We start from the raw sequence: 16273 nt of genomic DNA, 5'->3' as shown, positions 1-16273 counted from the left end.
TGGGGAAAGAGTATGTAGTGCAAATTTTGAGCGCTCTTAGCTGATAATGTATGGGGTTGGGTAGCGAAAACTTCCCTATCTATGTAGCTCAAAACACCTGCACAGATAACATTATGGTTCAAAATGCCACAAAAAATAGCTTTGTTACCTTAGAAGGTGTTGGTAAGTCTTACTTACAGCCCAATGGGCAGACTATTTCGATTATTGAAAATATTAATTGTCAGTTGCAAGTAGGTGAAATTATTGCTTTGTTGGGTCCTTCAGGTTCTGGCAAATCAACATTAATGCGAATGATTGCGGGTTTAATTCCACCTTCTACTGGAAAAGTGTTGTATTACAATCGTCCACTCATGGGATTAAATCCAGGAGTGGCGATCGTTTTTCAAAATTTTGCGCTGTATCCTTGGTTAACTGTTCTAGAGAATGTGGAACTTGGGCTGAAAGCAAAGGGAGAAGCCAAGGATACCAGAGAGCAAAAAGCCCTGCGGATGATTGATGTGATTGGTTTAGACGGATTTGAAAATGCTTACCCTAAGGAACTGTCAGGGGGGATGCGTCAACGTGTCGGTTTTGCTAGAGCTTTGGCGGTTGAGCCAGAACTGTTATGTATGGATGAGCCATTTTCCGCATTAGATGTATTAACTGCCGAGAACTTACGCTTTGAATTGCTTGACCTTTGGTTAGAAAAACGCATTCCCACTAAGTCAATTTTGATTGTGACCCATGGGATTGAGGAGGCTGTGACACTAGCCGATCGCGTGATTGTGCTAGGGCGCAATCCTGGGCGGATTCGTGCTGATTTGCCGATTACACTACCCCATTATCGCGATCGCAAGAGTCCTGAATTTCAGGCTTTAGTTGACCAAGTTTACAAGATCCTTACAAATCCTGATCTACCAGATTTATCAACTCAGACCACCACGACCACAACTTCTACTTCAGAACCTAAAGCGCAAGCAAAATATCAATCTCTTCCCCATGTTCGTATTGGCTCAGTAGCTGGTTTATTAGAACTTCTTGAAGGTCGTCAAGACAAAGATTTATATCGAATTGCTCAAGAACTTCTCTTAGAAGTTGATGATATATTGCCAATTGTCGATGCTTGTAAATTAATGGAACTAGTTGCTATTAATGAGGGTGATATTCAACTATCAGCGATCGGTGAGAATTTTATCAATAGTAATATTGACGAGCGCAAAGCAATTATTCGGGAGCTATTACAGAAGAATATTCGTTTAGTCCAGCAGATTTGTCAGCTTTTACAAGCTAAGCGCAATCATCGTATTTCTGAAGAACTAGTTCTCGATATTTTAGAAAACTACTTCACTACCAAAGAAGCGCAACGTCAACTCCGAACTGCGATGGATTGGGGACGTTATGCTGAATTATTTAGCTATGATGAACCCTCAGGCGAAATTTTTATTGAAGAGAGTACTCCAGAAACTGAAGAGTCTGAATAGATTAAGATAGACAGTGCAAAGTGCCGCTTTGAACCAATAAATTGGGGGAAAGTGTTGCTTCGCAACACTTTCCCCCAATTTATTGGTTCGTTAATTGCTGTAAGGGACGTGCAGTAAAATAAAGAACCGATTTTTTGTGGCGCGGCGAAGCCGCGCCACAAAAAAATTGGTTCTTTATTAAATCGCAGAACCCTAAATGTAAATCACCTAATTTGTGTTTAGTATGGATTGCTTATGTATCAGCCCACTATCGATCCCAAATCAAAATTTAGCGCACGTTGGAGCCTTGGTGATGTCTTACTGCCTTTAGCGATTATTGCTTTTATATTCATCATTGTGCAGACTGCTCGGAATTTTACAGGTATATATGAAAGTGGCTATGTAGTTAATCTATCATTGAGCTTTTTACCAAGTTATGCATTGCAGACCTTAGTAAGAATGCTAGCCGCCTATTTAGTATCCTTAGGGTTTAGCCTTTTGTATGCCTATGTTGCTTATCGTTCATCTCTATGGTCAAAGGTTCTTATTCCTCTATTAGACATTCTGCAATCAATTCCAGTACTTTCATTTTTGCCTGCGGTTGTACTTGCTTTGGTCGGCTTATTTCCTGGGCAAAGATTGGGAATTGAGATAGCTTCGATCTTGCTGATTTTTACGGGTATGACTTGGAATATGACCTTTAGTTTCTATCAATCCCTAAGTAGTATTCCTAAAGAATTAATTGAAGCAAGTCAAGTTTATCGACTCGGTGCTTGGCAGCGCTTCTGGACGCTAGAACTACCTTCGGGGGTGGTGGGCTTAGTTTGGAATAGTGTGATGTCTGTAGCTGGTGGTTGGTTCTTTTTGATGCAAACGGAATCATTTACACTTTCCAATCGTGACTTTACGCTTCCAGGACTCGGCTCATTTTTGAAGGCGGCGGCGGACAAAGGTGATAATTTGGCGATTTTTAGTGGTCTGGCAGTTTTAATTGGCATAATTACAATCATTGATTATTTCGTGTGGCGACCGCTAATTGCTTGGGCGGAGAAGTTTAAGAATGAGACAGTTGAAGCGGCTCAAGTCCCAGAATCGCGAGTGTTAGATTTTTTAAGGCGATCGCCAACGATGCGAATTATTAGCGATCGCCTATTTATGCCAATCGCCGAAGTTGTCAATCATAGTTTTAGCCATAAAGCGCCAAGTTCTCTGATTAATCAGCATAAAAAAACATCACCATGGCTCAATTGGTTTAACTGGCTATTGGTTGGATTAGCAGGTTTTATGGTTTTGAGTGGCACAGCCAGCGCGATCACCTTGCTGAGTAGTATGCCATTGAACTCATGGAAACAAGTAGCGATCGGTGCTTTATTTACGGCTATTCGGGTATTTATCGTCTTGATTATTTCATTGATTATTACAGTTCCCATCGGAGTAGCGATCGGTCGCAATCCCAAACTAGCCCAATTTTTGCAACCAATTGTCCAAATAGCCGCTTCAGTTCCTGCGACAGCTCTATTCCCAGTTCTATTATTGTATTTAGGAAATATGGCTGGCGGGCTGGACATTGGCGCAGTGATTCTCATGACTTTAGGAAGTATGTGGTACATCCTTTTCAATGTGATTGCGGGAGCGCAAGCTATTCCCTCTGAACTTTTTGAAGCAGCACGAGTATATAAGCTTTCGCCATTGCAACGTTGGAAAACTCTAATTTTGCCAGGTATTTTTCCATATTTAGTGACGGGGATCATTACGGCTGTTGGTGGAGCATGGAACGCTAGTATTGCAGGTGAATATGTCAAGTTTCAGGGTAGGGTACTGACTGCAACAGGATTAGGCTCGACGATCACGCAAGCCTCTGATGTGGGTGATTTTCCACTTTTATTGGCTTCGACAATTGTAATGTCTTTGTTAGTTGTGACGACCAATCGCTTGGTATGGCGACCTCTTTATCGCCTCGCTCAGGTCAAATATCAATTAGTTGTGTGATCCCAAAACACAAAATGGCTACGCCATTTTGTGTTTTTAAAACCCTCATAGGGCTTGGTTTTTAATTCTCAAAAGTGTTGCTATATAGCTGTCGCCATTCTTGTTAATTCACATAGTGAGAGGCGGTGCGAAGCACCGCCTCTCACTATGTGAATTAACCCACCGCAAACTCAGTATCAGCACGTACCCTAACAGGTTGAAAACCTAAAACTATATCTTCCCTTGGTACTCCTAACTTCAGTAACTCGTAGGCAATACCACCTTCAGTACCATCATATTGAATCCAAATCTTTCCATCTTTAATATCCAGATGCAACAAACATCCATAATCTCTTATGTTATTCCGTTTCCAACCCACATAAACAAGTTGGTAATGATCACGTTCTACATCAAAAATAGTCTGAGCCTCAACTTCCTTTGACGATTTCATGGAACGAGATGCTCTTGCTTGCATTAACTGTTGAATATATTGCCTATAAACAGCTACTTTATCCATTGTTCAATACTCTCCTTATCTAAGTCATAAACTAAAAGATTAAGTTGACTACGTTGTACAACTCTATCAATGAAGGTCAACTTAAAAAAAGTTTGATAGACAAAATCAGGTACAGCTAAATATAGAACCCTTTCTGGATCTATATCTTCTAAAGCATATCGATAATCTAAAAATTGTCCATGAGCTAAGTGAAAGTCAGAAATTCTTGAGGGACTAATAAAACTTTTAACCTCAACCGCAATTTTATCATTTCCTCTATCAGCACCGATAATCTGTTCAGCCCCTATATCTATATACATTTCAACTCCACCTACACGTAGTTCATAGGGATCATGAGTTATTTCCCATCCATCTTTTTGGAGTGCGCGTTTAACGAGATCGTGATACAAATCTTTCGCCATAATGATTCGGTTTTGCCCTTCCTATATATTTTTTGAACTATTTTATGCTTTTAAAACCTATACAGCCTATTGAGGCTTTGAGTAGTACAGAGAAATTTTTGGAAGCGGCGCGGAGCGCCGCTTCCAAAAATTTCTCTGGGATTTAATTAAGCGCAAAGCACTATAAGTACCTGTCAGAAAATTTCCCAAAGCCATAAGGTTGCGCCCCGCAGGAGCGCAACCTTACGGCTTTGGGTTTGGAATTAATGGCGATCGCGATAATCCTTAACATAACTTTGCTTGACATTGTACATAGGTATAAGGTCTAGGATTCAGTGATTAAGTTGCGTGAGTAAATGCCGATGACTAGTCACTTAGCTACCCGTCTACGCGAAGGTACACAAAAGTCTCATACTGCCGCCGAGAATACCGCATTTATGAAATGCTTTCTCAAGGGTATTGTCGAAATTGTACCGTTTAGAAAATTATTGGCTAATCTCTATCTTGTTTACAGTACCCTCGAAGCAGAATTAAAACTCCATGCTGATCATCCAATTGTCGGGAAAATGTACTTCCCCGAAATTGATCGCCAGTCAAATCTGGAACAGGATTTAGCTTTTTATTTTGGTGATGATTGGCGATCGCAAATCGTCCCTCTCAAAGCAGGGCAAGTTTATGTGGATCGCTTAATCGAACTGTCCAATGCTGATCCCGCCTGTTTAATCGCCCATTCCTATACGCGCTATATGGGCGATCTGTCGGGTGGACAAGCCTTGAAACATATTATTCGTTCGGCTTTGGACTTGCCAAGCGATCACGGCACAACTTTCTATGAATTTGAACAGTTGCCGACAATTGAGGCGAAAAAGGAATTTAAAGAGAAATATCGTCATGCTCTAGATTCTCTAGTTGTGGATGAAGCCACAATTTTGAGAATTGTGGAAGAGGCAAATTATGCTTTTACACTCAATCGGAATGTGGTGGATGAGTTAGAAGCTGATGTTAGAGCCGTACTCGATCCCCATGTTTTTGAACTGCTCACCAAGCAGGATCGGGCAGGTAGTACTGAGCGTCACCATAGCCACGCAGCAGCATAGACATTGTGAGAATGGGCAGTACAAAGTACTAATCGTTCTCAAGACTTAGAATTTAGGAAGTGAATGAATGCATACAGCAACACAGACAGTTAAATTTGATATTAATCTTTTACATAAATATAATCAGCCCGTACCAAGATATACCAGCTATCCACCTGCAACTGAATTAAACGAAAGCTTTCAGAAAATTGATTTTCGAGGAGCGATCGCGGCAGGAAATTTGCAGAAAACACCTTTATCTCTCTATGCTCATATTCCCTTTTGTGATGCACCCTGTTATTTTTGTGGCTGCAATACGGTGATTAGCACTCGCAAGGAAATTGCCGAACCTTATTTAGGTTATTTAATTCGTCATATTGAACAGGTTGCACCCACAGTTGATCGCGATCGCCTAGTCCAACAAATGCACTGGGGCGGCGGCACTCCTAATTATTTCTCCTTTGATCAAGTAGAGAGATTATGGCAAAGTTTTCAAGCGCAGTTTACTTTTGCGGCGGATGCAGAAATTTCTATTGAAGTGAATCCGCGATCGCTGACTCAGGAATATTTGCAAGGTTTAAGAAATCTTGGATTTAATCGCATTAGTTTTGGTATTCAGGATTTTAATCCCAAGGTTCAAGAAGCAGTTAATCGCATTCAACCTGAAGAAATGCTGTTTCAGGGAATGGAATGGATGCGTGAAGTGGGATTTGAAGGAGTAAACGTTGACCTCATCTATGGATTGCCCTATCAAACCCTAGAGACATTCCGCGAAACCCTCGCCAAAACGATCGCCCTTAATCCCGATCGCATTGCCGTGTTTAACTTCGCCTATGTGCCTTGGCTGAAGCCATTACAAAAGAAGAAGATTGATCCCGTAACTTTGCCTTCCCCTGAAGAGAAGTTACAAATCATGCAAATGACCATCGAAACTCTGACTAAGCATGGTTATGTGTTTATCGGTATGGATCACTTCGCCAAGCCTAATGATGAATTGGCGATCGCTCAGCGTGAAGGCAATTTACATCGCAATTTCCAAGGATATACCACCAAGCCCGAATCCGATCTCTTAGGCTTTGGCATGACCTCGATCAGTATGCTGCAAAACGTCTATACACAAAATCATAAGGGTTTGCAGGACTTTTATAAGGCGATCGATGCGGGCGAATTACCAATTGAGCGCGGTGTTACTCTCAATGCCGATGACATTTTGCGTCGTTCCGTAATTATGGAACTGATGTGTCAATTTGAACTCTCGCAGCAAGAGATTGAAGCGAAATATCATCTAACCTGCGATCGCGATTTCGGCAAATATTTTGCCCCCGAACGTCTGCAATTGCGGCAACTAGAGGCAGATGGATTGATTGAACTAGAAAAAGATCACATTGAGGTCACGTCTGCGGGACGCTTGCTGATCCGCAACATTGCTTCAGTGTTTGATAGCTATCTCACTAAAAATGCATCTGACAAGTTCTCTAAATCAATCTAGAAGTAAGGGCAATTCATGAATTGCCCCTACTTCTAGAAAATAATTTTTGTATTACGCATCTAATCTCTTCTATCGTGAATTAAGTATATGACGGTCACTTTGACTAAACCGATCGCTTGTTGGCAACAGGAATATAACACTGGTAACTCACAGGTCGATGGACAACATCAACAACTATTTGAGATTGTTAATGCCCTCCATGATGCTGTGGTTACCAAAAAAAATGTTTATACAATCCAAGAGCTTCTAGAAGCCCTAGCTAATCACACCATTGAGCATTTTCAAACGGAAGAAGCTTTAATGATGGCGGTGGATTATCCCGAATACGATCGCCACAAGCAAACTCACGATTGTCTCTTATCCAAAGTGGATCGGCTACTTCTAAAATTTCGCGATCGCAATACCGAAGCAGTTACAACAGAAATCACGCAATTTCTCACTGAATGGTTGGCTCACCATATCAAGGGTGAAGACAAAAAGATGATTCAGTTTTTTCAAAATCAATAGATCCCCCCCCAGCCCCCCTTTACAAGGGGGATTGAGGGGGATCAAAAATCTCTAACTTTATAAAAATCTCTATCACTAATTACTACTATGGTTTCAATTCAATCTAGACCCGAACCCGAACTCCTCCGTGACGGCATCAAAGTTCCTGTTAAAGAAACTCTCTTAACTCCAAGGTTCTACACAACTGATTATGATGCGGTTGCAGCGATGGATGTTTCATCGCAACAGGCGGAACTGGAAGCCGTAGTTGAAGAACTTCGCACCGATTACAATCGCTACCACTATAAGCGAGATAACGAGTTTTTACAGTCTTGGGAACATATTGATGGCGAAACTCGCGCCGCTTTTATTGACTTTCTAGAACGATCTTGTACCTCAGAATTCTCTGGATTTCTGCTATTTAAAGAACTGTCTCGCCAACTCAGCGATCGCAGTCCTCTATTAGCGGAAGCTTTTAACCTGATGGCAAGGGATGAAGCGCGTCATGCAGGATTTTTGAATAAGGCGATGAAGGATTTTAATCTGTCGCTGGACTTGGTGAATATGACCAAAAAGCGCAGCTATACTTTCTTTAAACCAGAATGGGTAATTTATACCGTTTACTTGTCCGAGAAAATTGGCTACTGGCGCTATATTCTTGTGCATTACCATTTGAAAGATCATCCTGAAAATCAATTCTATCCACTTTTCAAATACTTTGAAAGTTGGTGTCAAGATGAGAACCGTCATGGCGATTTCTTTAAGGTGTTATTGCGATCGCAGCCAGCGCTATGGGGTACATGGAAGGCAAAACTATGGGCGCGGTTCTTCCTATTGACGGTATTTGCTACGCATACGATTACTGTATTTGAACGTGCTGATTTCTATAAATCCATTGGTTTAGATGCTCGCGAATATAACAAGCAAGTGGTGATCAATACTAATCACACCGCCATTAGTGCGTTCCCTGCGGTGCTAGATACCAGTCATCCCGACTTTTTCCCCAGATTGGAGAAATGCGTTGATTACAATTTCAAGCTGATGGCGATTAATGATAGCGATCGCCCACAGTTTGTGAAGACCTTGCAGAAGTTGCCTTTATTTGTGGCGATTTTCTGGCAGTTGCTGCTGGTGTATTTAGCTAAGCCTATTGATGCTGAAGCTAAACGCGGCGAAGTTCATTAAAAAAAGCGGCGCTGTGCGCCGCTTTTTTTGTCCCGAATCACTATAATCTCTACCTGCAAAGCTATTGGCAAATTCTGTGGTGGATCGAAAACCAATTGCTCGTGCTGTAAAATGGAAAATATAGGTTGCGATAATCAGGAATATACTCTATGACTGTACAACGGTGGACTGATGAAATGCTTGATGAATTAGCTTCAAGTGTGACTGAATTGAGAGAAGGTGTGACTGAATTGAGAGAAAGTGTGACTGAGGTCAAGGATGGGATCGATGGGTTGAGAATAACTGCCCAAGCTTTGTTACAAGTGGCTGCTCAGAGTCAGCGAGATATGGAATTGATAAAAGAGAGACAGGCTGAAAGCGATCAGAGATTTAATGTTTTACTTGAAGAGGTGAGATATTTAAATCGAGGCAATCGAGAAAGTTAAAGATGGAGTGTCATTATTTATTCATGCCCATAGAGTCGAACTGTAGGGGCAGTGCGTTCCCGTAGGAATTTATAATTTTTCAGATAATCTTCTTTTGGGAATGCACTGCCCCAAACTTCGCAACGCAGGGACAAATTGTCTGTAAAAGCAGAGAGGGCTTAGCATTTGCGGATCGAGATTTCTGTGATGGTTTTTAAAATTGTGGCGCAAATGCTAAGCCCCTACTTATTGTGCCTTCGCAATCGCTTGACGCAGCATCTCAATCACAGTATCAATGCCCTCAAGTTTTTTTGGCAATCGAGCTATAACTTCCATAAACTTTAGAGAATCTGATATTTCTGAAATTGGTAGATTTTTTGTTGCTAAAAGCTCTTGAAAACTTTTTGCGCCTTGCTCAATTTCACCAATGAGAATTTGACAAAATATACAAGCAAGTTTTTCGTTTGGAGAATTACTAGTAACAAGTTCTAAACTTTGTTTCCATAAAGTAATAGCTTGTTCTTGATTGCCTTGTATACCCATTACAATACCTAAAAGAAATTGCTGGGAGCCATCTTTTTTAGAGTTGAGGGTAATTCCCTTTTGCAAGGCTTCGACAGCTAATTCATACTGTCCTTTACCTAGGTAGTTCAGCCCTAAGCCATTATAGTAATATGGATCGTTAGCGTCGAGATTGATTGCTTCTTGTATGTTAGTAAGTGCCAATTCATACTGTCCTTGGTAGAAGTAGACTTCAGCCAAATTATTATGATATAAAGCCTTTTTGGGGTCGAGGTCGATTGCTTTTTGATAAGATGCGATCGCTAATTCATGTTCTCCTTTGGCTTTATAGACATTGCCCAGACTGTTGTGTGGAATAGCATGTTTTGGATCGATGGCAATCGCCTGTTGATAGGATGCGATCGCTAATTCATGTTCTCCTTTGGCTTTATAGACATTGCCCAGACTGTTGTGTGGAATAGCATGTTTTGGATCGATGGCAATCGCCTGTTGATAGGATGCGATCGCTAATTCATGTTCTCCTTTGGCTTTATAGACATTGCCCAGACTGTTGTGTGGAATAGCATGTTTTGGATCGATGGCAATCGCCTGTTGATAGGATGCGATCGCTAATTCGTACTTCCCTTGGGCTTTGTAGACATTGCCCAAACCGTTGTGGGGAGTGGCAAATTTTGGGTTGAGGTTAATCGCTTGTTGGTAGGACGCGATCGCTAATTCGTATCTCCCTTTGGCTTTGTAAACAGTTCCTAAATTGTAATGGGGAGAGGCGTATTTTGGGTCGAGATTGATCGCCTGTTGATAGGATATGATCGCTAATTCGTATTTTCCTTGAGCTTGGTAAATACTGCCCAAACCGTTGTGGGGAGTGGCATATTTTGGGTCGAGGTTGATCGCCTGTTGATAGGATACGATCGCTAATTCGTATGCTCCTTGAGCTTGGTAGATATTACCTAAACCGTTATGGGGATAGGCATTTTTTGGGTCGAAGTTGATCGTCTGTTGATATGATGCGATCGCTAATTCATATTCTCCTTTGGCTTTGTAAACATTGCCTAGCCAATTAAGAGAGTACGATTTCTCACCTTGTAACAAAATACCAACCTTAATATTCTTTAGAGATTCATCGTATCGACCTTGTCCGTGCTGCGAGACCCCAAGCCCTATAAAGCTATCTCCATCTTTCTCGTTTAATTTAGTAGCTCTAAAAAAAGCATCTTCACCTTCTAAAGAATTTATAGCAATTCCATTTGCCAAAGATAATTCCCAGCCAATTTCTCCATATTCGTTTGCAAGTTCTTTCCTAAATGTTATAGAAGTTATGGGTGGGAGATTTTCAGTTTCCAAATATATTCTATAGGCTTCTAAATATTGTTCCATTTGATAAAGCAATCGCCCTCGTTGTAATGAGAGAATTGCTATATGTTCATTTTTACGATCACCATCAAGCCAACCCCGCTTTGCCAATTTCTCTAACTCATCTAGCAACTCCTTCCGACTATCAGTATCGAATGAAGAGTAACCCAAATCTTTAGAAAAGATTCTCAAACGCTTTTTACTATCGCCATCAAACCTCGACTGAAAAGCCTCAATAATTCCCAAAAGTTGTTTTTGCCAATCGCGGTTATATTGCCAACTCTCCACAAAAAGAGGCACAGCATAGCGCCAGCCAACTTCCACATCTTGCCAAAACTTAAACTGCACCAAATCCAACAACCCATTGGCAATCCGATCCGACTCGAAATAATCCGCCGTATCCGTAAACTCCTGAGTCCATTCATCCAAACGCGGTTCCAAATAAGCCACAGCCCGATCGCTCAACTCCCGCACCATAGGTGACTGCCCCGCCAACCCACAACGCAGATAATCTTGCAAAAAGCTCTCTAGCTTGTCATGCAACCTAATGCCCTTACCCTCCAACAACACAAACGAATGCCTTGCCTTTAGCGATCGCATCTCTGGCTCAAGGTCAGTCACCCCCAGCATCGCCTTTAACAACTCATTATCAGGACGGCGCATCATCGCCATCGCATACACCGCCTTTTTGTCCTGCTCATCCAAGCAATACCGCAAAAAGCGATCGCTCGTTGCCCTGACCACCGCCTCACGGGGCGACTCATCATCACGATCCGCCGATGGAGCGCTGAGAATCGTTGCCATCTCGATCCCCTGTTGAAGCATCGCCGCAATTTGCTGCACCACAAAGGGAATCCCCAAACTAAACTGCTTCACTGACTCCGCCGCCTCATCACTCAAAGGCACATCGATTTGAGGATGCGCGAAATATTCACTCACCTGCTCCCGACTAAACTCACTCATCGGATACACATAGAGATTTTCCGAAAACTCATCCCGATAGCCGCGAAAATAATCCTGCGATAACCGATAGCTATCCGCCAGATTTGCCCGACCCGCGATCGCCCAAACCACCCGCCGCCCCGCCGCCTTAATTACCATTCGCAATACGCGATCGCACTCAAGGCGATCGACAATCTCGTAGGTATCCAGCAAAAGCACCAATAGTTTCTGAGCAGAAATCGCTTGAAATCCATGTCCCAAAGCCTCAGCCAATTGTCGATGGGGAGTCGCAAAAATCCTGCGCTCCTCCAAAGACAACCGCTTTTTCATCAAACCTACCAAAGCACTCACCGCACTATCTGCGATCGCCTCATCCACCGTGCCATCTCCCGCCCCCAGCAGCACTTCCACCTGTGGCAGTTTCCGCAAAGCCCCCAACGACCAACTCAAACCCTTTTTCAAAATCGGCGCATATTCCGCCCCCTCACCCTGCCTTGCTTGCAGTTCCTTATCCACCTTCTCCTCAATTTGCTTCAGCGTTTTCTCCACCTGCCGATATTTCTCAAAAATCCCCTCGCGCCCCTTACTCACTGCCAAATAAATCGTCTCCAATACCGACTCAGGACGAATTGATTCATGTCCCACATTGAGTGATGGATACTCATTCTTTGCCTCTTCCCAATCCAATCGCAACACCTGAAAGCAATCAGAAAACTCTTCCCCAGCCAATTCACAAAAACGCCTCCCCAGACTAGTTTTCCCCATTCCCCCTTCGCCATAGAGCAAGAAAATATGTGGTGATGTACTGACCGTTTCTTTTTTCGCAGGTAAAAGTTTCGCCATCGTAGGCAAGTTCTCCGATAACCATCGCGAACCAGCATTTGGTTGCAGCGATCGCAACACTTCCCGAAATCTTTTCTGCTCCTCTGTCCTCGCCAAAAAGATCCTTGTCATAGATCGGCATCCTCCACATCTGTTGCCATTCTAACGAAAACTTTTACTATCGAGCTAATTGATGTATCGAAAGTCAATTTTTACATATGATCACACTCCAAAATGTTTATACTTATGTTTAAACATAGAAATATAATCATCATGACCGAAGCAATACTAGATATCAAAACATGGGGAAATAACTTAGGAGTACGCTTACCCGCAGCGATCGCCCGTGCCGCAAACTTAAAAGTCAATCAGCGCGTGCGCCTTTCCGTAATTGATGGATCAGTAATTATTGCTCCAGTTCCCAATTCTCCATTAACACTCGAAGAACGTCTCGCCCAGTTTGACCCTGTTCGCCATGGCGGTGAAGTCATGACCACATCCCAAAAACTAGGCGCAGAAAAGTGGTAAAAGCCTCCAAAGATTGGATACCCGATCGCCAAGATATTATCTGGATTGACTGCAATCCGCAGGTAGGCAAAGAAATGCGAGACATTCATCCTTTCTTGGTGCTATCACCACGCATATTTAATGACAAAACCGCGATCGTGATTGGCTTACCAATGACAACGGCTGCATACAATGCTGATAACCCCTTTGCCGTCGCTGTTGGCAAAGCCTCACGCAGTAAAACCAGCTACGTTCTCTGCCATCAACCCAAGTCCTTTGACTGGCGGCTTCGTGGAGCCAAGCCTCATCCACTAAGCAAATTGGACAACGATTTGTTTACTCAAGTATGCGATCGCCTAAATCAAATCATTCAGCTATAGCAAACCTAAAAGAGAGTAGCGGCGCTTCGCGCCGCTACTCTCTTTTAGGTTTGATCGCCGATACAGCAAGCCTAGAATCAGGGCTATAGCGTCATGCCATACACTTAATACCAAAACTAAAAATGGCATAGCCATTTTTAGTTTTGAAAACCCTTACTGGGTTTGGTTTTTAATTCACAAAAGTGTTGTCACACTTTCGTGAATTGGTATAATGAGTTTGGAGTGCGGATTTTGCTAAACTACAATAGCCTGAATATTTCTTAATACTCTTTTCTCCATAATTTTCCAATGCGTATCTCTCTGAATTGGCTCCGTGAACTTGTAGACTGCGATCTCTCGCCCCAAGAGCTAGATGAAAAACTGACTATGGCAGGCTTTGAAGTCGAGTCAATCGAAGATCGCAGGACATGGGCTGAGGGCGTGGTAGTTGGTCATATCCTCACAGCCGAGCGTCATCCCAACGCTGATAAATTACAGGTATGTAAAGTCGATATTGGCGCACCCGAACCCTTGCAAATCGTCTGTGGTGCGGCCAATGCTAGACAGGGCTTGTTTGTGCCTGTAGCCACGATTGGGACTTATTTACCGACCATTGATTTGAAACTTCGCCCCACTAAGTTACGCGGTGAACGTTCGGAGGGGATGATTTGTTCACTAGCTGAGATTGGGCTAGCCAAAGAGTCCAGCGGCATCCATGAATTTCCTGAAGATGTGACCGTCGGCGCAGATGTGCGTCCATTGCTAGGTTTAGACGATGCAATCCTTGATGTCACCTCGACCGCAAACCGTGCCGATGCCCTGAGTGTAGTAGGGATCGCCCGTGAAGTCGCCGCTTTGCTAGGCAAAGAGGTGCGTTTACCCCTAGCAACCCAAGATTTCCAGCCAAAAGCAGCAAGTTGGGTAACCGTAGAAGATCCCAAAGCCTGTCCTGCCTATATCGGTACTTTAATCAAAGGCGTGAAGGTTTCGCCATCTCCTGAATGGTTAAAGCGTCGTGTGGAAGCCGCAGGAATGAGATCGATCAACAATATTGTGGATATTACCAATTACATTTTGTTGGAATGGGGACAGCCTCTCCATGCCTTTGATGCAGATACTTTGGATAAGGATCTGAAGATCGGGGTACGCTTTGCTAAGGCTGGCGAAAAAATTAAAACCCTTGATGATGCCGATCGCACTCTCACCAGTCAAAACTTCTTGATTACATCGGGCGACAAACCGATCGCGATCGCAGGGGTGATGGGTGGCGCAGAAACCGAAGTTTCCGACAAAACTACCAATATTGTTTTAGAAGCGGCGCTATTTACGCAAGTCACCACAAGGCGATCGGCACGCGCTCAAGGCTTACGCACGGAAGCCTCAGCTCGCTATGAACGAGGCGTTAACCAAGCGGCGATCGAGTCGGCTTCGGCAAAAGCAATCCAGATGATTACGGAGATGGCTGGCGGTGAAGTTGTGGAACAGAGCATCGTTGATGCGCGTTCTAAGGCAATTCGCACCATTGACTTACGATTAACTAAAGTTTGGCAAGTACTAGGTGAAGTCGATCGCGAAGATGATGATGCCTTGGCTTTACTCTCTGAAGCTGAAGTTGAGCAGACTCTCAAGGTTTTATCCTTTGAGCTAGAGAAGCAACCAATCGAAGAAGGCAGCTATGCCACATGGAAAGTCACCGTTCCTCCCTATCGCTATGCTGACATTGAGCGCGAAATAGACTTGGTGGAAGAGATTGCACGGATCTATGGCTATGACAAATTTGTAGAGACTTTACCTGCGAGAACCGAGTTTGGATTCCTCTCCGCCGATCAAGAGGGTGGTCGGATGATTCGGGCAGCTTTCCGAGCCGTGGGCTTAACAGAAGTGATGCATATGTCCCTATGCCCTCCCACTGAATCACATCAAGTGAAAATCAATAATCCTGTAGCGATCGAGTATGGAGCCTTGCGTGGTGATTTGCTCACTAATTTGATTGAGGCATGTGCTTTTAACATCAATCAAGGTAATGGCATCTTGAATGGCTTTGAGATTGGGCGCGTGTTCTGGCTCGATGAAGCAGGTAGCGATGAAACCGATCGCATTGCGGGTATTTTCGGCGGCGATCCGACTGTGGGCGCATGGCAGCATGATTCCAAACCTTTGAATTTCTATGAAGCCAAAGGTTTACTCGATTCCGTATTCCACAATCTCTCGGTAACTGTGGAATACCAACCCGATCAAAAGGATGAACGCTTACATCCTGGACGTACCGCTTCTCTCTGGATTTCTGGTGAACGCCTTGGTACTTTTGGTCAGTTACATCCCCAGTTACGCGCCGAGAAGGAACTTCCTGATGAGATTTATGCCTTTGAGCTAGATTTCTATACTTTGCTCGATGCAATGATGAAAAAGTCGATTCCTACTTTTCAGTCATTCTCGACCTATCCCAGTAGCGATCGCGATATTGCCTTCTTTGCACCATTGAAGTTCACGGTTGCCGATATTCAGCGATCGATTACCCATGTGGGCGGCGAGTTGCTTGATTCCGTCACTCTCTTTGATCAATACATCGGTAAAGGCGTTCCTGAAGGTTCACGTAGTCTTGCCTTTAGACTAGTTTATCGAGCAAGCGATCGCACGCTCACTGATGCCGACATTAACCCCGTCCATCAGAAAGTACGTGACTTACTTGAAGAGAAGTTCCAAGCAACATTAAGAAGTTAGCGTGTTGTTAAAGCGATCGGCTTACATCCTTTTGCACACAAGCCAAGAAGATTTTTGAAATCATTGCAAAACAATGATTTCAAAAATTTTCTTGGGCTTTGGT

13 protein-coding genes are annotated in these 16273 nt (G+C 43.3%); 10 read left to right on the top strand and 3 right to left on the bottom strand.

Annotation, left to right across the window (positions count from 1 at the left end; translation table 11 throughout):
• Positions 1-113: 113 nt before the first annotated feature.
• Together H6G05_RS15365 and H6G05_RS15360 are read left to right on the top strand one after the other, a co-directional pair.
• Positions 114-1460 (top strand): ABC transporter ATP-binding protein, encoded by a 1347-nt coding sequence (locus tag H6G05_RS15365; protein WP_190579054.1) that lies wholly within the window; start codon positions 114-116, stop codon positions 1458-1460.
• 234 nt (positions 1461-1694) lie between these two features.
• Positions 1695-3428: an ABC transporter permease gene (locus tag H6G05_RS15360; protein WP_190579052.1), complete on the top strand. Its 1734-nt coding sequence runs from the start codon at positions 1695-1697 to the stop codon at positions 3426-3428.
• A 154-nt stretch (positions 3429-3582) separates the two neighbouring features.
• Here H6G05_RS15360 and H6G05_RS15355 read toward each other — a convergent pair whose 3' ends face one another.
• Positions 3583-3924 carry a XisI protein gene (locus H6G05_RS15355; RefSeq protein WP_094530312.1) on the bottom strand — a complete coding sequence of 114 codons (342 nt, stop codon included), beginning with the start codon at positions 3922-3924 and terminating at the stop codon, positions 3583-3585.
• Positions 3912-4325 (bottom strand): XisH family protein, encoded by a 414-nt coding sequence (locus tag H6G05_RS15350; protein ID WP_190579050.1) that lies wholly within the window; start codon positions 4323-4325, stop codon positions 3912-3914. Before H6G05_RS15350 ends, H6G05_RS15355 begins: the two co-directional genes overlap by 13 nt.
• A 341-nt stretch (positions 4326-4666) precedes the next feature.
• Here H6G05_RS15350 and H6G05_RS15345 point away from each other — a divergent pair, with 341 nt between their 5' ends.
• From H6G05_RS15345 to H6G05_RS15325, 5 genes are all read left to right on the top strand, one after another.
• Positions 4667-5401, top strand: a complete 735-nt coding sequence (locus tag H6G05_RS15345; protein WP_190579048.1) for a biliverdin-producing heme oxygenase — start codon at positions 4667-4669, stop codon at positions 5399-5401.
• Positions 5402-5468: 67 nt separating this feature from the next.
• Positions 5469-6869: an oxygen-independent coproporphyrinogen III oxidase gene (hemN, locus tag H6G05_RS15340; RefSeq protein ID WP_190579046.1), complete on the top strand. Its 1401-nt coding sequence runs from the start codon at positions 5469-5471 to the stop codon at positions 6867-6869.
• An 87-nt stretch (positions 6870-6956) separates the two neighbouring features.
• Complete coding sequence (locus H6G05_RS15335) at positions 6957-7376, top strand: bacteriohemerythrin (protein ID WP_190579044.1); 420 nt, start codon at positions 6957-6959, stop codon at positions 7374-7376.
• An 87-nt stretch (positions 7377-7463) separates the two neighbouring features.
• Positions 7464-8540: a magnesium-protoporphyrin IX monomethyl ester (oxidative) cyclase gene (acsF, locus tag H6G05_RS15330; protein ID WP_190579042.1), complete on the top strand. Its 1077-nt coding sequence runs from the start codon at positions 7464-7466 to the stop codon at positions 8538-8540.
• 149 nt (positions 8541-8689) lie between these two features.
• Complete coding sequence (locus H6G05_RS15325) at positions 8690-8965, top strand: hypothetical protein (RefSeq protein ID WP_190579040.1); 276 nt, start codon at positions 8690-8692, stop codon at positions 8963-8965.
• A gap of 225 nt (positions 8966-9190) precedes the next feature.
• Here H6G05_RS15325 and H6G05_RS15320 read toward each other — a convergent pair whose 3' ends face one another.
• Positions 9191-12715 (bottom strand): tetratricopeptide repeat protein, encoded by a 3525-nt coding sequence (locus H6G05_RS15320; RefSeq protein ID WP_190579038.1) that lies wholly within the window; start codon positions 12713-12715, stop codon positions 9191-9193.
• Between the two features lie 141 nt (positions 12716-12856).
• On the opposite strand from H6G05_RS15320, the gene H6G05_RS15315 reads away from it, so the two are divergent.
• From H6G05_RS15315 to pheT, 3 genes are all read left to right on the top strand, one after another.
• Positions 12857-13111 carry an AbrB/MazE/SpoVT family DNA-binding domain-containing protein gene (locus H6G05_RS15315; RefSeq protein WP_094534155.1) on the top strand — a complete coding sequence of 85 codons (255 nt, stop codon included), beginning with the start codon at positions 12857-12859 and terminating at the stop codon, positions 13109-13111.
• Complete coding sequence (locus H6G05_RS15310) at positions 13105-13470, top strand: type II toxin-antitoxin system PemK/MazF family toxin (protein WP_190579036.1); 366 nt, start codon at positions 13105-13107, stop codon at positions 13468-13470. The genes H6G05_RS15315 and H6G05_RS15310 overlap by 7 nt, the downstream gene beginning before the upstream one ends.
• Positions 13471-13758: 288 nt before the next feature.
• On the top strand, positions 13759-16170 hold the full coding sequence (gene pheT, locus H6G05_RS15305) for a phenylalanine--tRNA ligase subunit beta (RefSeq protein WP_190579034.1): 2412 nt from the start codon (positions 13759-13761) through the stop codon (positions 16168-16170).
• Positions 16171-16273 lie beyond the last annotated feature (103 nt).

The organism is Phormidium tenue FACHB-1050 (genome assembly GCF_014696925.1).
In the GTDB taxonomy this organism is placed as follows: domain Bacteria; phylum Cyanobacteriota; class Cyanobacteriia; order Pseudanabaenales; family Pseudanabaenaceae; genus Pseudanabaena.
The sequence above is the reverse complement of the archived record's forward strand: the minus strand, read 5'-3'. Positions and strand labels throughout refer to the sequence as shown.